Origin of the sequence: Puia sp. (assembly GCF_036500295.1) — a bacterium.
GTDB lineage: Bacteria > Bacteroidota > Bacteroidia > Chitinophagales > Chitinophagaceae > Puia.
In genome coordinates this window covers 1-19,607 of record NZ_DASYCH010000112.1, presented here as the reverse complement: position 1 = coordinate 19,607, position 19,607 = coordinate 1, and the positions used below count along the sequence as shown (strand labels likewise).

Genomic DNA, 19,607 nt, shown 5'->3' with positions numbered 1-19,607 from the left:
AAAAGTTAATTAGTGTGATCTATTTGGTATGGACTACGACGTCGACGCTCATCCCGGGCCGCATTTTTCGCAGGACCGAAGTGTCCGCGTCAATGTGGATACGGACAGGCACACGCTGAACGACTTTTACGAAGTTGCCCGTGGCGTTATCCGGAGGCAGGAGCGAGAACTTAGCACCCGTTGCGCCGGAGAAAGATTCGATCGTACCGGGAATTACCTGTTTGTCAAATGCATCCACGCGGATATCCACTTTCTGGTTGATCGCAACATCGCTCATCTGGGTTTCCTTAAAGTTGGCGGTGACATAGATGTCCTCATGGACGATGGAGAACAGCGGAGAACCTGCCTGCACCAGCTGGCCGATCTGGATATTCCGTTTGGAAATGATGCCGCTGGCGGGAGCCGTGATCACCGTATAGGTCAGCTGCAGTTTTGCATATTCAACATCGGCTTTGCGGGTATCGACCTGCGAGCTGCTGGCCACGGTTTGTACGCGGCTGACATTTACGCGGGTATTGATGACCGGGACCTGGCTCTTGGCGGCGTCGAGGCCGGCCCGGGCGGCATCGCGGTCGGCGGTCACTTCGTCCAGCTGCGCCTTGGTGATGGCGTGATCATCGTAAAGATTCTTATAGCGTTCGAAGTCCTGTTGGGCTTTCCACAGTCTTACCTGTGCCTGTTCGATATTCGCTTTCTGCACGGCAAAATTGGACTGGGCTTCATTGATGGCGGCGCCGGCAGCGGCAGCCGTCTTCTGTGCCGCGGCCTGAGCGGCGACGGCCTGATCCAGCTTGATGCGATAGTCACGATCGTCGAGGATGACGAGCGTGTCGCCCGCATGGACGTATTGGTTGTCTTTGAACCGGATCTCCTGGACATACCCTGACACCCTTGCGATAACGGGGCTGATGTCCCCATCCACCTGTGCGTCATCCGTCTCTTCGTGCGACTGCAGGAACACATATTCCTTTATTGAGAAGAACAGCGCTCCGACCAGGACTACCCCCAGGATGATCGGAAATACGAGTTTTTTACGCGGCTTTTTTGTGTTATTCTGTTCCATATACTTTAAAAATGATCTTGTTTGAATTGTTTTGGTTGACTCGTTTAGATATGCACCTTACCGGTGGCTTTCAGGACATCATAGTAAGAGATCGTAGCGTCGGATTTTGCCAGCTCCAGGTTTACGCGAGCCTGGTACAGCTGGGTTTGAGCATCGATGCGGTCGGTGGTATTCACCAGGTTGTTGCGGAATTTGGACTCGGTGATCCGTTCGTTCTCCTGTGCCTGGGAAACGGCAACCTCCAGCACTTTTATCTTCTCCAGCGCGCTTTGATAGAGGATGAATTGTTTGTGTACATCCTGCTTGATGTCGTCAAGGGTCTGGTCGCGGGCGGTGTTCAGTTCGCGGCGCTGGACTGCGGCTTCCCTTTCCTTGTTCTTGTTGGTATAAAGGGTACCGATATCCCAGGAGGCGCCGATGCCGAGGGTGACCGGCGCGATAAGATTATTACGTGTCGGAATGACCTGGCCCGTGGGGTTGATGTAGTACATCCCGCCCGATGCGGCAACCGTAGGCAGACGCTTGTCATGGATCTGCTTAACATTGATATCGGCCAGTTTTGTCTGGTAGCCGATGTCCTGCAGTTCGCGCCGATTGGTTTCGGCTGTCTGCAGCAGGTCGGTAAAGACCAGCTGTTCGTTCACGCGGTACGTGACGGGAGGCAGCATGATGGTCGTGGTATCGGGCAGACCCAGGATGATGTCGAGGTTATAGTTGGCGATCTTGCGGTTGTTCTCCAGTTCGATCTCGGTCAGTTGCTGTTGTGATTTCTGCAACTGATAGCGCAGGACATCGTTCTGGGTGGCGAGACCCTGGCTTTCGTATTTGGTGATCTCTTCCAGTTTGCTCTGAACGTCCTGCATGTTCTGCGCGACGATCAGCATGTTCTGAAGGATCTTATCATAGTTGAGATAAGAGGTGATCACGAGGTACGTGATATCATCCTTGTCTTTGTCGGCATCGAGACGGCTCAGTTGCACCATCAGATCGGCTGACTGCTTCGCATACTTGAACTGATTGCCGTTGAAGATCGGTTCGGTGACCGACAACGTACCCATGTAAGCGGGGAAGTCGAAAGGGAGCTTGATGGGATCCTTTGTCACCCCGGGGATCTGGATAACGCGGGACAACATTAACGCGTGAAGGTATTGAAAGCTCACTTTTGCGTTGGGGTACTTCAGGTCCCTGGCCTGATCCAGTCTGGTCAGGGCTTCATCGATCTTGTCCTGTGATCTTTTTAACTGTTTGCTGTTCTGTAAACCCAATTGCACGGCCTCATCCATAGTGAGGGTTCGCTGTGCATCGGATGCCAGGATTGTAAAAAGTAAGAAGCATAATACTCCTGCTAACTTTTTTTCCATGTTGTTCTTGTATTTTACTTTCGGTTCAATTAGTTCATTACGCTGACGCTTAGCTCTGAGCCGGGAGCTCGTTCCGGATATCCAGATGAGCCCGCAGAAGGTGCTTTAGATGGACCTTCAGGCGGGGACCGAGCTTTGCACGGTAGGCCAAGTCATCCACGTCTTCTCGTATGGCAAGAATGCTACAGCTATAGTGCCGGGATTGGGTATAGGATGAGATGGTTCCCATGATGGTGCCGACCGTCATAGGGATGTCCACCTGCCGAAAAAGTTTTTTTTGCTGACCGTCGGTAATGATCTTGGTGATCTGTTCCAGATTGCGCATCTTGATACCAATGACCCGGCCTTTGATCTCCTCGCTTCGAACCGCAATGGATTCCTGGTACATGATATTGTGGAACCGGAGGTTGTTGAGGATGCGATCGACATAGAAATCCACCAGCCGGTCGATCTTATCCCAGGGACTCAGGGATTGATCCTTGTTGAGCTCTTCCAAAATGCCATAGGCATATTCGGCGCGGAAAACGATCAGGGCTTCGAGCAATTTCTCTTTCGAGCCAAAATAATAAGAGATCATCGCCAGGTTGACGCCTGCCTTTTGTGCGATATCCCGCACCGAAGTGCCGTCAAACCCTTTTTCTCCAAAAAGGTCCTCCGCTATGACGAGGATATGTTCTCTTTTATCTGACATGTAAATTGCGAATTGCTTCACAAAGTTAAACAAACGTTTGAATTAAACAAACGTTTAATTGACTTTATTTCAGCAAAAACCCCGCTCGAGGCGAGGCTTTCAGGATAGTTTATTGTTTTTCAGTTTATTGGCTCGGGAGATTGCTGCCGGCGGTGAGGACGGTACCCGTGAGCTTGGTGATGGTATACCAGCGAAAGTTCTGATCGGCTTCCATGCCCGTTCCGTAGAGGATCTTGTCCGGGGTATAGATGCGTACCGAGTCATCCGTATAGAATCTTTCGGTATGTTGATCCCACCACAGATGTTTGCACCGGAGTGTATCGCCCTTTGCGATGTTCTTTACAACGACCGAATCCCGCAGATAGACCTTGTCCTGGTTCTGCAAATATTTTCCATAGCGGGCGTCGAGCTGGCTTTCCGTTTTCAGGGTATCGTTGTAAAAATCCACATGCAGCGAACGGGGGAATTCTGCATACGGGGAATCGGCCAGTTGATAGCGCAGCATATACGGCGCCGTCAGTTTCCCCTTCACCTTTGCGGTCAGCTTTCCATCGGGTCCCATCACGGGTTCACTCATCATGCTGCTGAGCGTGTCCACCTCTTCCGGGACCACCTTATGCGGACCGGTAGTGACTGCCGGTGCGGCAGTCTTGCTGTTGCAGGCCGCACTGAGCAGGAGGATGGCCAGCAACGCCGGAAGGACCTTATTGATTGAACTCACTGATAGCATACAAACCTTTATAGATCAAATATGGGTCCGCAAATATCTTCTTTTTCAGGTGACGGGTAAAGTAAACGGCGTCCCCACCGCTTAACAGCACGTTAAAGTTGTCATATTTCTCCTCATACGCTTCGATCATGCCATCCACTTCTTTCGCCATTCCGAGGATCACCCCGCTGAGGATATTGGTCCGGGTATCATAACCTACGAGGGGAAAATTCCAGTCGGCTTTTACAAGGGGAAGTTTGGCGGTGAAGGTCTGAAGGGACCGGAGGCGCATTTCCATCCCGGGTGAGATGCCGCCGCCGATGAACTCCCTGTATTTATTCACATAATTATACGTCACGGCCGAGCCGAGCCCGATGACGAGGTTGTTCTTTCCGGGGAAAAGGGTTACCGCGGCTACGACAAGCGCAAGGCGGTCGGCCCCGATAGTCTCCGGTTTTCCCACCGGCGTGGTAACCGGCAATTTGGACTGGTGCCCCAGCTTGTGAAAATGGGTATGTTCCTGCAGTAAAACTTCCAGGCCGGGGTTGTGCCCGATGACGGATGACAGGATGGTACGATCGGGGTGATACCGGTCAAGAAGCGCGTTGATCGTCGGGTCGCTGTCATCCGGCAGCACCTGTTCATTTGCAAAGCTTCCGTCGACAAAGACGGCGCATTTCATCCGGGTATTGCCAAAGTCAAAACAGAGGGTCGTAGCCATGGCTAATCTTCAAATTTGAACGAAGATAGGTTTTTGAAATGTCCGTTCAGTTTTACCCGTTGCTTCAAGGTCTCCATTTCGGCGATCACCGGCAGCACTTTCCCGAGGTGGCGCTTGATGTATTCCTGGCGCTGTTCTTCGCGGAGCAGGCCCAGGAGTTCGTATTCCTGTTCGAGGGAAAGACCGATGTGATGGGCGATATCATAGCTTGCCAGCTCTTCATCCGGCTTTTTGAAGTCTTTTTCGATATTCAGCATCTTGTGGAGTTCGTGGATGGCGTTGACCACCCGTTGCATGAGGTCCCTTTTCCCGGGGCCTTCGATATTATCGGGGTAGTTGACGATGGCCCCGCTGAATAATTTGTCGGGGACGGATTTGATGAGTTCGAGCACCCGGAAGACCCGAAGGCCCTGGGTACGGATGTCCATCTCGCCGTTGTCGTGAACTTTTACCAGTTCGGTAATTTTTACGAGCGTACCCATTTCATTCAGCCGGTTGTCGATCACGGTGGGGATGCCGAAGGGCTTTGCCTCGGCATAGCATTCGTTTATGAGTTGTTTATAACGCGGCTCGAAGATGTGCAGGTTCACTGTTTCTCCCGGGTATACAATGATGCCCAGGGGAAACACGGGTATGAAGTTCGTCATAGGCGCAAAAATACCGTTTTTTGAAAAAGAGACTAGCGGCTAATGATGGCCCTTCGGGCAACGGGCTTCCAGCCCGTTCTGTCGTCATAGGCGCAAAAATACCGTTTTTTGAAAAAAGTGGCTACTGGTTAAATGGGTTCCCGGGTTTTGGCCGGCCGCCAATGGGCAGCAGTGAAACGAGATAATCCCGCAACTGGGTCGCCTGGATGCCACGGATGCAGGTGCAATTCCCTGATTCGCGGCAATCCTCACATTCTCCTTCTCTTACAAAGACTTTTACCCTTGGGCCGATCGGCGCCCAGCGTCCCGGATGCATGGGGCGGATTGGGGGATAGATACCCAGGGCTTCGGTTCCGACAGCCGCTGCCAGGTGCAGGGGTCCGGTGCTGGCCGCTACCAGGCCATCCACGCGGGAGAGAAAGGTCATCAGCTGGCCAAGCGAGAGCTGGCCGGTGAGATCGGTGAGGGCAGGAAATTCTTTGAAAAGGGACTTTAAGAGCTGCCCTTCCCTCGAGGTTCCGGTGACAAAGATCCGGAACTGATCCTGCGGCAATAGCCGGATCAGCTCCCGGAAATTATCAAGGCCCCACTCCCGGGCGCTGCCACGGGATTTGGGGTGTAATACGAGATTGAACTTATTTCTATCGGGCAGCGCGGCAAACCCGGCGGGCAGGGGCGCCAGCCGGGTCAGCCCGTAGTAGTTACCGATCTCTTCCAGCGGGTAAAGCTCTTTTGCGCCCAGCGGCTTTAGCAATTGGAGGTTGAGTTGCGCTTCATGCAGCGGGGAATGGCGGCGTGACAGCTTTACAAGCCGGTTACAGGTCCACCAGTGATAGATGCGGTTGGTTGTGCCGATCCGTTCTCGGATACGCGCCTTTCGCGCCAGCCGGGCGATACGCGGATCGGGGAAGACATGGATGATGGTATCCGCGCCGGTTGCCGCCATCGTCTTTGCCGCTTGTGCCGGCGGCTGCTTCTTCAAATCGTCCCAATCCAGGAATTCGTCGATGTATACCGAGGCTCTTACCACTTCTTCCGTATAAGAGCGGCCCAGGAAAATGACGCGGGCTTCGGGGTAGAGTGTTTTCAAAACGCCCGCCATCGGCAGGGTGAGGACCACATCCCCAATGGCGTCTATGCGGCTGATGATAAAATTCCTGCGGCTCATTTCTTTTCTTTCGTTCCACTGAAGAATTTCCCCAGCCGTTTGCGGGCCCTGCGAAACCGAACTGCTGCGGCCATGAGCGAGAGCTCCAGCTTTTCGGCGCCGGTGACGGCGAAGACGCCTTTCTTATAAAAAACGATATCGGTCTTGTCCATATACCATTTCTCATACCCTTCCCGTGTCATCCAATCGGCTATTTCGGTATAAAAGGGATTCAGATAGCTTTTCCCATGCATCTCGACCGAAATGACGCGGGGCCGGCTTTTGAGATATTGGATGACATACCATTCACTGCCTTCGGTGTCTACGCTTAACAGATCGATGGAGCTATCGTCCAACTCATCAAAGCGTCTGCATTCAACCGTGAACCGGTCTTCCTGCCGGATATGATAGTTGTCGTTCACCAGAGCCGGGCTATAAGGAAGGGTGGAGACAAATGTAGAGGCATTGCGTTGTACGAGATCAAGCGTTCCATGATGGTCGAAGGCCGCGTAGGGCAGCAGTCCGACATTGGGATAATCCCGGAAATAGGTACGAATCGCGGCAATGCTTTTTGGATCGGGCTCTACCAGGGTGGTTCTTACCTTGTCCTTTATGATAAAATCGAGGATATTGGACATCTCCGGAAGCCAGACCCCGACTTCGCATACGTGTTGTATGGCGAGGTTCTTCGATCGGATCTTTGTGTAGAGTTTTTTTTCTGTTCCGGCTCTCATGGGGGCGAAAATAAATTATATTTCTTCAATTTTTCGCTGCAAACCTATATTTGTGGCGATATGGCTATAGCGGTACAACTACTGGCTGATTTGCAACGGGGCGACTTCCGCGCCCTGGCCCGCGCCATCTCCTATGTAGAGAACGGCGTCCATGACTTCGCCGATCAGCTCTCTGCCGGAACGGCCGCCGACACTCCGGTGATCGGGGTTACGGGACCGCCGGGAGCAGGAAAGAGTACACTGGTCGACGCACTTATCGGTCACTATGTACAGCAACAGAAACGCGTGGCGGTGCTTTGCGTCGATCCTTCCTCTTCGTTGTATCATGGCGCCCTGCTTGGGGACCGGATCCGCATGAGTGACTGGTACAATCATCCGGCGGTATTCATCCGCAGCCTCGCCACCCGTGGTTCGCTGGGCGGGCTTCATCCCCGGATCATCGAGATCGCCGACCTGGTCAGGCAGGCTCCCTTTGATCATATTCTTGTCGAAACGGTTGGCGTTGGTCAGAACGAGATCGAAATTGCGGGTCTTGCCGACACCACGCTTGTCGTGCTTGCGCCGGAGGCGGGCGATGATATCCAATCCATGAAGGCCGGATTGCTGGAAGTCGCGGATATCTTTGTCGTCAACAAAAGCGACCGGCCCGATGCCGATCTGTTTGTCCGCAATCTCCGATCCATGCAGACCCCGGCTTTCCGCCGGGAGGGAAGGGATATCCCCGTCATAAAAACCATTGCTTCGCAAAAACAGGGGATCGGGGAGCTGGCGCAGCTGATCGAACAGGATCGCAAAAAAGCGCATTCTTCCCATAAGCGCTACCGGCTCCTCGCCGAGCAGGCCTATTTGCTGATCCAGCAACAGCGGATGAAAGGGGTCGACCGGGAGGAGCTCGAAGCAGCCATCGAAGCGCTTTTCAAGGCAGGCTCCTTTAATCTTTACCGGTTTGTAAAAGACCGGTCTATTTGATCTTTACGAGCATCTTCAGGCAGAACAGCCATTTTCTCGGCGTAGAGTAGTTTTTCACAACCAGCAGGCGCTTATAATTGGCGAAGAAGAGGATCATCCGCCGGAGGTCGTTACCAGGGGCGAAGTTCCGATAGCTGCGGACCAGCGCCCGGAGGAGTTTTTTTTGCGGAACCAGCTGGTCGGGGCAGGCATCGCAATAGGCTTGCATGCGGATGCGGATACGTTCCAGCTCGCGTTTTTTTCTTTCGGACCTTTCCCGGGGATCGGGCTTCTTTTTTCGCCCGACGACGCCAAAGACATTACCGGCGTGCTGGCGGTACTTGACAAGGACCTCGGCGAGATAGAGCACCCCGCCATAAAGAGTCGCGTGGTAGGCCAGCCAGCCATCGTGCGGGACTTCTTTCAGAAAGGGTTGCGACCGTTGGAACAGCCGGTTGGTGATCAGCGTGGCGTGACCATACATCCGGGAGAAGACACAAAGCTGCCGGGGATCGTCAAAGGATTGATAGTGTACCAGGTCGGAAATGCGGTTGCCCAGGGGCTGCAGGTTTTCGTCGCAGAGAATGGAGTCGCAGTAAACCATCTCATGGTCGCCGATGGCTTCTACCATCTTTTCGATCTTTTCCGGCATCCAGTAATCGTCCTGGTCGCAGAGCGCGATCCAGCGACCCGTAGCCAGGGTGCATCCTTTTTCAAAATTGCGGATGAATCCGAGATTTTGCGCGTTGACGACCACCTTCATCCGGGGAGTTCGGGCGGCATATTCGTGTAAAATGGCGACAGTGCCGTCCGAGCTGCCGTCGTCGATGGCGATGATCTCCTGTGGAAACACGGTTTGTGCGAAGATGGAATCCAGCTGTTCCCGTAAATAGGTTTCCCCATTGTAGGTGCCCAGCACGACGGAGACAGACAGTTCTTTACTCATGGTCTTCGCTCTTCCACCAACGATAGCCGAGGACCCCGAAAATCGCGAGGGGGGTTACGGCCAGATAGATGATGCCTTTGTTCAAGGCTTTGGCCGGCCGTTCGCCCAATTGCTGGGCCGTGCGGGTGCAAATGGAGCACTGCGCACGTACCGGTAACGCCGCCGCCGACAGCAGCAGGGAAAGAATGAAGATAAAAACAAGACCTCTCTTATTCATAGACGGCCATATTAGACTTCAAAGTTACGACTTATCAGCTAACCTGCTCCGTCTTCATCGTCCTGGCGATGCGCTTCCGCTCTTCCTCATCCAGGATGGATTTCCGAAGCCGGATCTTTTTGGGCGTCACTTCGATGCATTCGTCCTGCTGGATATACTCCATGCATTCTTCCAGGGTCATCTGCTTCCTGGGAACGATCCTGACGGAATCATCGCTGCCGCTGGCCCGCATGTTGGTCAGTTTCTTTCCTTCTGTAGCATTGACGATAAGGTCGCCCGGCTTGATATGTTCCGCAATGATCTGACCGGCGTAGACCTCTTCGCCTGGGTCGACGAAGAAAGTGCCGCGTTCTTGCAACTTATCAATAGAATACGCCGTGGTCTTGTCCTGGTTCTTGCTGAGGAGTACCCCGTTGTTACGACCGGGGATGGGACCTTTCCAGGGTTTGTATTCCAGGAAGCGGTGAGCCATGACGGCTTCACCCGCCGTGTTGGTGAGCATATTGCTGCGCAGGCCGATCAGCCCGCGGGAGGGGATCTCGAATTCGAGGTGTTGCATGTCGCCCTTGCTTTCCATGACCAGCATCTCGCCTTTCCGTTGGGTTACCATGTCGATGACCTTGCCGCTGAACTCGCCGGGAACGTCCACGACCAGGATCTCATAAGGTTCGTGCTTCTTGCCGTCGATCTCTTTCACCAGTACCTGGGGCTGGCCAACGGTGAGTTCGAAGCCTTCGCGGCGCATGGTCTCGATAAGGATACCGAGATGGAGGATACCGCGGCCGTAAACGAGGAAGCTATCGGCGCTGTCCGTATCCGACACTTTCAGGGCGAGGTTCTTTTCGGTTTCCTTCATCAGCCGGTCGCGCAGGTGACGGGAGGTGACGAATTTGCCGTCCTTGCCGAAGAAAGGAGAGTTGTTGATGCCAAAGAGCATGCTCATCGTCGGTTCGTCGACGCTGATGACCGGCAGGGCTTCCGGGTTTTCCGCATCGGCGATGGTATCGCCAATGTTGAAATCTTCGAGGCCGACCACGGCGCAGATATCGCCGGCTTCCACTTCGGTCGCCTTTTTCTTGCCCATGCCCATAAAGGTGTATAATTCTTTGACCTTGGAGCGCTTGATCACGCCTCCGGCCTGCATCAGGGCGATGGATTGTCCCTCTTTAATGGAACCGCGGGCAATCTTTCCTACGGCGATACGGCCGAGAAAGGAGGAATAGTCCAGAGACGTAATCTGCATTTGCAGGGGCCCATCGGCCACTTTCGGTTCTGGAACATATTGGAGGATACCATCCAGGAGGGGGGTGATATCGGCACATTGTTCATTCTTGGTATTGAACCAGCCATTCTTACCGCTGCCATAGAAAGTGGGGAAGTCCAGCTGATCTTCGGTGGCATCGAGGTTGAAAAACAATTCGAACACGGCGTCATGCACTTCATCGGGGCGGCAATTGGGCTTGTCGACCTTATTGATGACGACGATCGGCTTCAGGTTGAGATGGAGGGCCTTCTGCAGAACGAAACGGGTCTGCGGCATGGGGCCTTCAAAGGCATCCACCAACAGGAGCACCCCATCGGCCATCTTGAGGACGCGCTCTACCTCACCGCCAAAGTCGGAGTGGCCGGGGGTATCTATCACGTTGATTTTAACACCTTTGTATTCAACCGCGGCGTTTTTGCTAAAAATGGTGATCCCGCGTTCTTTTTCGAGATCGTTGTTGTCCATGATCAGCTCTCCGGTCTCCTGGTTGTCACGGAATACATGGGTAGCATGTAAGATCTTGTCTACCAATGTAGTTTTACCGTGGTCGACGTGGGCGATGATCGCTATGTTTCTGATTTGCATATATTTACTCCTTCTCAAAAAGTGGGCCTATGGCCCCTTTCGGGGCGCAAAATTACGACTAATCACCGGGATTTCCTAGCCTACCCCGATCGATCGGGGAGAAATAACATAAAAACCATAAATTCAGTACAAAATTTATCTCATGCGCAAAAGATGGTGGCTGCTGATCGTTCTCGTTTTGCTCGTCTTCCTTTACCTTTTGGGTCCGCACCCATCAAAGCCTGTTTATTCCATTACCCAGCCGGTCGTGCCGGCGGCGCCGGCGGCCCTGGAGAACTATATCAGCAGCCGGGAGGCTGTTCACCGTCTTAAGCCCGATAACGAGGCCCGGATCGTCTGGGCCGACTCCTCGCGGCGGAAGACCCCTTTCTCCATCGTCTACCTTCATGGCTTTTCCGCTTCGCAAGGCGAAGGGGACCCGGTGCATCGCCTTATCGCGAGGAAATACGGCTGCAATCTTTATCTTTCGCGACTTGCCGAACACGGCATCGACACGACGGAGCCGATGGCCAACCTCACCGCGGACAAGTACTGGGAATCGGCACAGGAGGCGTTGGCGATCGGACGGCAGCTGGGAGACAAGGTGATCCTGATGGGTACCTCTACCGGCGGCACGCTCGCCCTTCAACTGGCTTATACCTATCCCGGAGAGGTAACGGCTCTCGTGTTGCTTTCCCCCAATATCGCCATCAATGACCCCAATGCCTGGGTGGCGAACAATCCCTGGGGATTGCAGATCGCCCACCTGATCACCGGCTCCAATTATATCATCAGCAAGGACGACTATGGACCGTTATACCGGCAATACTGGTATCCCAAATACCGGACAGAGGGGGTGGTGGCGTTGCAAGAGCTGCTGGAGACCACGATGACGAAAGAGAATTTTGGAAAGGTGACGCAGCCGGTCGGGCTGTTCTATTTCTACAAGGATGAAAAACACCAGGACAGTACGGTCAAAGTTTCGGCGGAATTGGAGATGTTCGACCAGTTGGGTACACCGGCCACGCTGAAATATAAGGAGGCACTCCCCGAAGCCGGGACCCATGTCATCAGCAGCGGGATCCGGTCGCATGATATTCCGGGTGTTGAAAAAGGTGTCATGCATTTTCTGTCGGACATCCTGCATCTTCCCGCGGCGACGGATTCGGGTGCGGTTACACAAAATTGATGGATATTTGCGCCGCGGAAAGGAATTATGGCCAGAAATATCATCTATCTCATCAACCCCATCTCAGGCACTCGCGGCAAGCAGTCGCTGCAGGAGACGATCCGGCAAAAGACACAGGAGAAAGGAATTGCGTATAGCATTTTACCCACCAATCCCGAAGGTGATTATGCTTTTTTGATCCCCTTCATACAAAAAGCCGCGGTTACGGATATTGTCGTTTGCGGCGGTGACGGAACCGTTAGCGCCGTTGCGGCGGCCCTGTCGGGCGAGGATGTCCGGGTCGGTATTATCCCGATGGGTTCGGGGAATGGACTGGCCTTTGCCGCCGGCATCCCCAAGGATGTCGAAAAGGCGCTGGAGATCGTCTTCGCCGCAAAGTCCGCGCCTATCGACGGCTTTCTGATCAACGGGCAGTTCTCCTGTATGCTTTGCGGCATCGGGTTCGACGCCAAGGTGGCGGAGGAATTCGCTGAGCAGCCCAGGCGGGGATTGCAAACGTATATCCGGGTGACCTTAAGGAACTTCTTTGGCGCCCGGCATTATCCTTTCACGCTGCATATCCCGGGCAGCAACGGAACAGAAACCACCTTACGGGAGGAGGCTTTCTTTATCAGCATCGCCAACGGCAACCAGTTTGGCAACAACTTCACCATTGCGCCGAAGGCCAGCCTCCACGACGGGCTGCTGGATATCGTCATCGCGAAAAGAACGAACCGGCTACGCTTTCTGCTATCGGTGATCCGCCAGGTGCTGGGTGGTTATCCGGTGCAATCGCAACCCGAAAAAGCGGGAAGGGGGAGGATGATTTATTTTCAGACGGCGTCGCTGGTGATCGAGAATCCCGGTGAGGCGCCGCTGCATATCGACGGGGACCCCAAGCCATCGGCAAGCGAGTTTCATATCGGCATTGTACCGAACGCGATCCGGCTTATCCTTCCCTGATCGAGCTTGCCCCGGATCGGGCTGGCCTCTGATCGGGCTTGTCCCTGACTGGCCGCTAACGGCCGTTTTGATCCGTGGGCCGGCAGGACTGTCTAAAAGCCTGGAACGCCCGCTGGTTGTCTGAATTATCCAGCGCGCCGGTGATATTCAATTTTTCCTGCTTAGTCAAATGGAAGTTCAACGCGGCATCGGCATCTTCGGTCCGCGGAACATATTGAAAGACCAGTTTGTGGAAAGGGAAGCCCATTCCGTTCTGTGCAAGGCTGAGCAGATCGTCCTGATTATATTCCTGCATCTTATACCAGTTGTCCTGCAAGAGGAGAAGCGGTTTTGTAATGAGCTCGGTGATATCGTTCGATTCATAGGGGTTCTCCCAGCCGCCGGCCTTGCGGTCGCGGATCTGCAACAGCACTACCCCACTGGTGTTCTCCTGGATCCATTCGCGGAAGGCGTTGAGAAAACGGATCGCGTTCATCTCGCCGAAATTGTCGCGGAAGCCGGCGTCCATTACGTCGATAACGGGACGGCTGGGCAGCCATACATTAGGTAAGACATAGGGAAAGGTAGCATTCATCCGAAGCGCGGTAAGCAGGCGGAGATTCATCGGTCCCTGTTTGGCGAAGAGGGCGCCGAAATCGACGGCGTCAGGATCCATACCGGGAAGTCTGCTGCTGTCGAAGCGGGGGCGCATCAGGAAGCTGACCGGCTGGGTGGAGATGACGAGCGCCCTGCTGTCCCGGGAGATGACGGGGTTGAACAGCAGAAGCGGCATATGAGCCATTGCCTCGTCGTGGGCAAGGTCTTTTAACTGCTGGTTGAGGATACCATGGGTATTCTCGTTGAGCTTCTGTTCGAAGGCAAAACCCCGGTCTTTGACGTATTCATGATCACTGACGACGAACTTTTGAGCCGGGGACGCGAGGTCGCGGGCTACAAAAGAGGAAAAGAGGGTATTGAGGAGGTCGCCGGAGATATCCTTGACATAGCGGCGGTCCTCCAGATGAATCGCCGTGTCGCCGGCATCGCGGCGGCGTGACAGTTCGCGGAAATAGGCAGCGCCCAGCATCCCGCCGGATGCCCCGGTAATGAGAAAGGTCTTTCGCATCAGCTGGCCGCCGCTAAGGCTGTCCAGCCGTTGAAGGATGCTAAAGGTGAAGGTAGCGCTGCGGCTGCCGCCGCCACTGGTATTGACAAGAAAAAGGATCGGCCTGGGCGAGTTCTGGCGGGCCTTCCACCGATTAAGGATGGCCAGCATATTCTTATCGTCCCGCCGGACAACAGAGTCGGAGCAAAGCTGCAGCAGGGTCTGCTGGTCATAGAGGGGCCGGTCTTCCATCGCGGTATAGCTGAGTCCGTAGGCCTTGTTCGTGGGGTCGATGACATTGTATTTGTAGAGCAGGTTGAGAATGAAGAAAACAACCACGAAAAAGGGGATGCTCCAGGATTGGAGGAAATAGGAAAATGCCCCCGAGAGCGAGATCAGGATGGCGAAGAAGATAAGGATGCTGGCCGCCGCGGGCAATTGAAAATAGCGGCTGTCCATGAAAAAGCCGATACAAATAAGCGAGATGAAGGCGACGAAGATGCAAAGGACGGCAGAAATATGATGCCGGTTGAAGATGCTTTCGATAAACGCCTTGCTGTAATGCGCGACATCCCGGGTCTTGCGGATCGTGGTGGGGGAGTTGAGATAGTATTGAACATGCACGAGCCGGCTTTCGTTGAGCTTTACTTCTTCCTTCGAGAACTGGGATTTGAAGAGCTTGGGGTTGCTGATGACCGGTGTCATCCGGCGGATGATCGTCTTGTCGGCACGAAAGAAATACAGGAGGGAAACGATGATGAGAAAACTGAAGCCGAAGAGAAACCCAAAACAAAGCCAGACGATCGAGGTAACGGGCAGCAGTTCCCGGTTGAGGTTGAACTGAAGGGCCCTTACAAAATAAAAGACCAGGAAGATGATGGGGAGGATGGAGTTATTGATACAATATTTGAGAAAGGGTTTTGTCGTTGTTGCCAGGAACCGGAAATGCCGGCAGAAGATGATAAAGGTGGTGATATTCCAGCTCATGATAAAGATCCCGGCGGCCACGCCGACGATCGCGGTGCTGATGGGGCTGACATCGCCCATGTATTCCGGCGAAAGAAAGAGCGCGGCCGCTCCGTATGTCTGCATAAAAACGCCGTCCAGGGTGCTGAAAAGGATCAGCCAGAAGATCAATAACACCTGGAATTTTTTTATGTGTAATAACAGCAGCTGTACGGGAAAGAAAAAGTAAATGGTTTTAAGGATGCGCATCATACGGTGACAGAAGTTGCTGCACGTGCAGGTATCACAAGATACAACATCCCGATCATTGTGAGTAACAATAACAGACCCGTCGTCTGGTGGATCAGGGCCAGCCAGTCAAAGGCTACCCACTGATGGGCGATGATGCCGGGACTGGTGAGAAGACTGCTGATACCGAGGAGTATCTGGATGACGACGGCCAGCAGGGGCAGCCAGCGCACCCTTTGGAAGGCGGTCGTTGCGGGGCGGACCCGCAGGGCTATGACCGTCCAGATGACGATGGCAACGAATATCGTATATGCGAGGGTTCGATGGATAAATTGTACGGTGAGAGTATTGCCCACCAGGTCCGTCAGGAGGGGATGTTGGCGGAACAGGCCATCAGGCACCCACGAACCGTTGATGGTCGGCCAGGTGGGTGCGACCGCCGCCGCTTTATGTCCTGCCATGAGGGCGCCGTACAACAGCTGGAAGAAAAGCAGCCCGATGATTGCCCAGGTCCAGCGCCGGAGCACCGTTAGCCACTGGTTGGAAAGACGGGCGGCCGGCGCGACGGAAAGATCCAGTGCGAACCAGAACGCGTAGACGATCAATCCAAGGGCGAAGACAAAGTGAAGCGCCAACCGGGTCGGCGCCACGTAGATGGCGTCACCGGTCAGTCCGCTGGCCACCATGACCCAGCCGACGGCGCCCTGTAAGGCGCCCAGCAGGAACAGGATGATCAGTGGGCGGATCATTCCGGGCCGAAGCCTTTTTTTCCACAGCAGTCCTACGAACCCGACCAGGAATACGACTCCGACCATCCGGGCCCAAAACCGGTGAAACCATTCCCAGAAAAAGATGAACTTGAAATCCGGGAGGGTAAAGTCGGAGTTGATCAGGCGGAACTGCGGCGTCTGGCGGTATTTATCGAAGACATCCTGCCATTGCGAGGCATTCAGGGGCGGGAGCGTGCCCGTGACGACCTTCCATTCGGTGATGGAGAGGCCGGAGCCGGTAAGGCGGGTGATCCCGCCGAGAATAACCTGGATGAGCAACATGATAACCCCGGTATAGACCCAGATAGCCACCGGACGCGAGAAGGAACGGGAGGAGGATTGCATAGCGGCGTAAAGTTCCCGATTTTTATCCAGATAGGGATGTTCAAACGGGAAGGATCGTATTTTTGACCAATGGAGAATCCGCTGAGATGCCATTACCAGGAGGAGCTGACGGAAGCCGGTTGCGATGAGGCCGGTCGTGGCTGCTATGCCGGACCCGTCTTCGCGGCGGCCGTTATCCTGCCGGCGGGATTCTTTCATCCCCTGCTCAACGACTCCAAGCAGGTGACCCCCGAGAACCGGAACGAACTGCGGGGTTTTATCGAGATCAATGCCCTGGCCTGGGCCGTCGCGAAGGTGGACCATGACGAGATCGACAAGATCAATATCCTCAAGGCTTCATTCAAGGCGATGCACCTGGCCCTCGATCAGCTAAAGCTCAGGCCCCGGCTGCTCTTGATCGACGGCAACCGGTTCACGAAATACAAACGTGTTCCCCACCGGTGTATCGTAAAGGGGGATTCTATCTTCGCTTCCATAGCCGCGGCCAGCATCCTCGCCAAGACCTGGCGGGACGAGTACATGCAGCGATTGCATACCGAGTTTCCCCATTATTCCTGGGACAGCAACAAGGGCTATGGGACGAGGGAACACCGCGATGCCATCGAAAAGTTTGGGCTTTGTAAGTACCACCGCAAGAGCTTCAATATTTCGCCGGCCGGGGAGGTTCAGGAAGAACTGGTCTTTGGCCCGGACGAAGGGCAGGATGAGGCGGCTATGAGCTAACCTCGGCCCATTCCCCAAGACCCTTTCGGATGAGTGTGGGTTCGTCGCCCGTACAATCCACCACGGTGGAGGGGATCATGCCGCCGATACCTCCATCGATAATGATGTCTACCTGGCTTTCGAATTTTTCCCGGATCATTTCAGGGTCGGTGTATTCCCCGACCATCTCACCCGGGAGGGAGGAACTCAGGATGGGGTGTTGCAGTTCGCGAACGAGTGAACGAGCGATGAGATTGTCGGGGATACGCAGACCGATGGTGTCTTTGCGGCTTTTCAGTATCTTAGGCACCTGTTTGCTCGCCGGAAGGATGAAGGTATAGGGTCCGGGCAGGTGGTTTTTCAGCAACCGGTACAGGGGTGTGGAGATGCTTTTTGTATAGTTGCTCAGGTCGCTGAGGTCGTAGCAGATGAAGGAAAGCTGGGCTTTGGCGGGGTCTACCTGTTTGATCCGGCAGATACGTTCTACTGCTTTATGCTGGAAGATATCGCAGCCCAAACCATAGATCGTATCGGTAGGATAGACGATCACCCCTCCGTCCAATAAGCATTCGATCACCATTTTAATGTTTCTGACCTGTGGATTCACCGGATGCATGTGCAATAACATCCCGGTAAGTTAAGGAAAAACACCTGATTGGATTGGAGTCGATTTCGTAACAATCCTTTAACATCAAATTATTTTTAAATTTGCCCAAATAATAACGCGAGAATGCAATTACAGGCGGTAGACACAGTGGACAGTATCAGTGCCGAAGATTTTAAGGATCAGTACTATACTCAGATGAAGCCATTGGTCATCCGGGGTCTGTCCAGGCAGTGGCCTGCATTTGAAAAATGGAACTGGGACTATTTCAAATCCATCGTCGGGGACGTGAATGTCGGGGTCTACAATAACGTCAAGAGCGATGCCTATACCCCTATCAATACGGCGGACGACTATATGAAGTTTGGGGAGTATATCGATATGGTGCGGAAGGGGCCGGCGGAGTGGCGCATCTTTCTTTTTAACATCTTTGAACATGCCCCGCAGATCGTCAAGGATTTCGAATGGCCCGAACACCTGATGAAAGGATTTGTGAAACGGTATCCGATGTTGTTTGTAGGGGGAAAGGGCTCCATCACCCATATGCACTTCGACATCGATCTTTCGCATATCATCCATACCCAGTTTGCCGGTCGCAAGCGGGTTTTGCTTTTCCCGTTTGAAGAACAGCACAAACTTTACCGCAAGCCGTGGGAGGTGTTGAGTTTTGTCAATTTCGAGAAGTATTTCGACGAGGACGAGAATAAGCTGGACCTTGAGAAATACCCGGCCGTCCGGCTTGCCCGGGGGTATGAGGTGATCCTGGACCATGGGGACACCCTGTTCATGCCTGCCGGGTACTGGCACCATATGGAGTATCTTGACAGCGGCTTTGCCATGAGTCTGCGGGCCCTGCAGTCGTCTTTTAGCGGGAAACTGAAGGGCATCTGGTACCTTATGGGCATGCGAAACATCGATACCCTGATGAAAAAGACGGCGCCCGAATGGTGGTTCAACCGGAAACGGGAAAAAACCTTCCGGGCGGCAGACAGGGAATTTCAGCAAAAAATTGTCGAAATATAATTTTTTGCTGAAACCCGCTTATGACCTGAACTGGACTCCGTCCGGTTCGGTGCTTGAAACCCTTGTTCAGTAAGGGTTTAGGCCGCTACCTTGCTGCGGGAGGAGATTTGGCCGGCCCGGGGTGAACAAAAATTAAAAAAAAATATTGCTTTTTACCGAAACTGTCTTTATTTTTACCGCGCTTACTTCCACTGAATCACTCACCGTCCAATTTCCCATCCGAAGATTCCAATCCATCGATATCCGGGTTCCATGCCTCTTATGAAGTTGAGCGCTTCATAGTTTTGAGATACCTAACATCCCCTGTCCTGACGAGAATCTCTTCGTTACCCTTTTTGAAGCAATTCCATCCGGTAAGCGCAGTCCCGGCTGTCTACCGACACTAATCGACCCGATAACTTTATTGTTTTGCGGCTGATCCTTTTCAGGATGGCTGGAAAATGTGACCGATACTAACAGCAAGGTATAGTGGAGTAGAATGTCTGTCTAACGACAGGTTCCTGCAACAATCGAACAGAGAACAATGAAAAATATTTCGAACTTTTTCTTTTTGTGGTTTCAGAGGTAAGCACAGGCCGGCGATGTCTATCGCTGGCTCTTTTTATTTTTAAAGATGTGATAATCCTTACAATAGCGATCCTTCGCCTGACTACGCGATCGTCCAGGTCTCATTCCCCCGCAGCAGTTTATCGAGATCGCCTTTTCCTTTACCGGCGATAACGTCTTCGATCTGCATGTTGAG

Annotated in this window: 19 protein-coding genes; 5 read left to right on the top strand and 14 right to left on the bottom strand. The window is 53.6% G+C overall.

The genetic code is table 11. The features are described 5' to 3' along the window. Nucleotides 1-19: 19 nt before the first annotated feature. The 8 genes from VGM48_RS20950 to VGM48_RS20915 form a co-directional block, all read right to left on the bottom strand. On the bottom strand, nucleotides 20-1,063 hold the full coding sequence (locus tag VGM48_RS20950) for an HlyD family secretion protein (RefSeq protein ID WP_331582388.1): 1,044 nt from the start codon (nucleotides 1,061-1,063) through the stop codon (nucleotides 20-22). A gap of 44 nt (nucleotides 1,064-1,107) precedes the next feature. Further along, complete coding sequence (locus VGM48_RS20945; RefSeq protein ID WP_331582387.1) at nucleotides 1,108-2,424, bottom strand: TolC family protein; 1,317 nt, start codon at nucleotides 2,422-2,424, stop codon at nucleotides 1,108-1,110. Between the two features lie 49 nt (nucleotides 2,425-2,473). Continuing rightward, nucleotides 2,474-3,115 (bottom strand): TetR/AcrR family transcriptional regulator, encoded by a 642-nt coding sequence (locus tag VGM48_RS20940; RefSeq protein WP_331582386.1) that lies wholly within the window; start codon nucleotides 3,113-3,115, stop codon nucleotides 2,474-2,476. 124 nt (nucleotides 3,116-3,239) lie between these two features. Beyond that, nucleotides 3,240-3,836: an LPS export ABC transporter periplasmic protein LptC gene (lptC, locus tag VGM48_RS20935; protein ID WP_331582385.1), complete on the bottom strand. Its 597-nt coding sequence runs from the start codon at nucleotides 3,834-3,836 to the stop codon at nucleotides 3,240-3,242. Beyond that, entirely contained in the window at nucleotides 3,820-4,545 is a 726-nt protein-coding gene (locus tag VGM48_RS20930; RefSeq protein ID WP_331582384.1) for a type III pantothenate kinase, read from the bottom strand. Before VGM48_RS20930 ends, lptC begins: the two co-directional genes overlap by 17 nt. Before the next feature lie 2 nt (nucleotides 4,546-4,547). After that, nucleotides 4,548-5,192, bottom strand: a complete 645-nt coding sequence (locus VGM48_RS20925) for an LON peptidase substrate-binding domain-containing protein (RefSeq protein WP_331582383.1) — start codon at nucleotides 5,190-5,192, stop codon at nucleotides 4,548-4,550. 121 nt (nucleotides 5,193-5,313) lie between these two features. Next, nucleotides 5,314-6,360 carry a glycosyltransferase family 9 protein gene (locus tag VGM48_RS20920; RefSeq protein ID WP_331582382.1) on the bottom strand — a complete coding sequence of 349 codons (1,047 nt, stop codon included), beginning with the start codon at nucleotides 6,358-6,360 and terminating at the stop codon, nucleotides 5,314-5,316. Next, entirely contained in the window at nucleotides 6,357-7,073 is a 717-nt protein-coding gene (locus VGM48_RS20915) for an FkbM family methyltransferase (RefSeq protein WP_331582381.1), read from the bottom strand. Before VGM48_RS20915 ends, VGM48_RS20920 begins: the two co-directional genes overlap by 4 nt. Before the next feature lie 60 nt (nucleotides 7,074-7,133). Between VGM48_RS20915 and meaB the strand changes: the two genes are divergently transcribed. Next, nucleotides 7,134-8,042 carry a methylmalonyl Co-A mutase-associated GTPase MeaB gene (gene meaB / locus VGM48_RS20910; RefSeq protein ID WP_331582380.1) on the top strand — a complete coding sequence of 303 codons (909 nt, stop codon included), beginning with the start codon at nucleotides 7,134-7,136 and terminating at the stop codon, nucleotides 8,040-8,042. Here the strand turns inward: meaB and VGM48_RS20905 are convergent. Genes VGM48_RS20905 through typA form a run of 3 tightly spaced genes read right to left on the bottom strand, consistent with a single transcriptional unit; the run spans nucleotide 8,035 to nucleotide 11,033 of the window. Further along, nucleotides 8,035-8,967, bottom strand: a complete 933-nt coding sequence (locus VGM48_RS20905) for a glycosyltransferase family 2 protein (protein WP_331582379.1) — start codon at nucleotides 8,965-8,967, stop codon at nucleotides 8,035-8,037. The genes meaB and VGM48_RS20905 overlap by 8 nt on opposite strands. Continuing rightward, the gene (locus VGM48_RS20900; protein WP_331582378.1) at nucleotides 8,960-9,184 is read right to left on the bottom strand and encodes a hypothetical protein; all 225 of its coding nucleotides are present in this window, start codon (nucleotides 9,182-9,184) and stop codon (nucleotides 8,960-8,962) included. The genes VGM48_RS20905 and VGM48_RS20900 overlap by 8 nt, the downstream gene beginning before the upstream one ends. 34 nt (nucleotides 9,185-9,218) lie before the next feature. Continuing rightward, nucleotides 9,219-11,033 (bottom strand): translational GTPase TypA, encoded by a 1,815-nt coding sequence (typA, locus tag VGM48_RS20895; RefSeq protein ID WP_331582377.1) that lies wholly within the window; start codon nucleotides 11,031-11,033, stop codon nucleotides 9,219-9,221. A 142-nt stretch (nucleotides 11,034-11,175) separates the two neighbouring features. On the opposite strand from typA, the gene VGM48_RS20890 reads away from it, so the two are divergent. Further along, nucleotides 11,176-12,201: an alpha/beta hydrolase gene (locus VGM48_RS20890; protein WP_331582376.1), complete on the top strand. Its 1,026-nt coding sequence runs from the start codon at nucleotides 11,176-11,178 to the stop codon at nucleotides 12,199-12,201. A gap of 27 nt (nucleotides 12,202-12,228) precedes the next feature. Next, nucleotides 12,229-13,143, top strand: a complete 915-nt coding sequence (locus VGM48_RS20885) for a diacylglycerol/lipid kinase family protein (RefSeq protein ID WP_331582375.1) — start codon at nucleotides 12,229-12,231, stop codon at nucleotides 13,141-13,143. Nucleotides 13,144-13,198: 55 nt separating this feature from the next. Here VGM48_RS20885 and VGM48_RS20880 read toward each other — a convergent pair whose 3' ends face one another. Both VGM48_RS20880 and VGM48_RS20875 read right to left on the bottom strand, forming a co-directional pair. Continuing rightward, nucleotides 13,199-15,445, bottom strand: a complete 2,247-nt coding sequence (locus VGM48_RS20880) for a hypothetical protein (protein WP_331582374.1) — start codon at nucleotides 15,443-15,445, stop codon at nucleotides 13,199-13,201. Further along, nucleotides 15,442-16,536, bottom strand: a complete 1,095-nt coding sequence (locus tag VGM48_RS20875) for a COX15/CtaA family protein (protein ID WP_331582373.1) — start codon at nucleotides 16,534-16,536, stop codon at nucleotides 15,442-15,444. Before VGM48_RS20875 ends, VGM48_RS20880 begins: the two co-directional genes overlap by 4 nt. 69 nt (nucleotides 16,537-16,605) lie before the next feature. On the opposite strand from VGM48_RS20875, the gene VGM48_RS20870 reads away from it, so the two are divergent. Continuing rightward, the gene (locus VGM48_RS20870; RefSeq protein WP_331582372.1) at nucleotides 16,606-17,259 is read left to right on the top strand and encodes a ribonuclease HII; all 654 of its coding nucleotides are present in this window, start codon (nucleotides 16,606-16,608) and stop codon (nucleotides 17,257-17,259) included. Here the strand turns inward: VGM48_RS20870 and VGM48_RS20865 are convergent. Then, the gene (locus tag VGM48_RS20865; RefSeq protein ID WP_331582371.1) at nucleotides 17,249-17,866 is read right to left on the bottom strand and encodes an L-threonylcarbamoyladenylate synthase; all 618 of its coding nucleotides are present in this window, start codon (nucleotides 17,864-17,866) and stop codon (nucleotides 17,249-17,251) included. The genes VGM48_RS20870 and VGM48_RS20865 overlap by 11 nt on opposite strands. 102 nt (nucleotides 17,867-17,968) lie before the next feature. Here VGM48_RS20865 and VGM48_RS20860 point away from each other — a divergent pair, with 102 nt between their 5' ends. Further along, nucleotides 17,969-18,865 (top strand): cupin-like domain-containing protein, encoded by an 897-nt coding sequence (locus tag VGM48_RS20860; protein WP_331582370.1) that lies wholly within the window; start codon nucleotides 17,969-17,971, stop codon nucleotides 18,863-18,865. The last annotated feature ends 742 nt before the right edge of the window (nucleotides 18,866-19,607 follow it).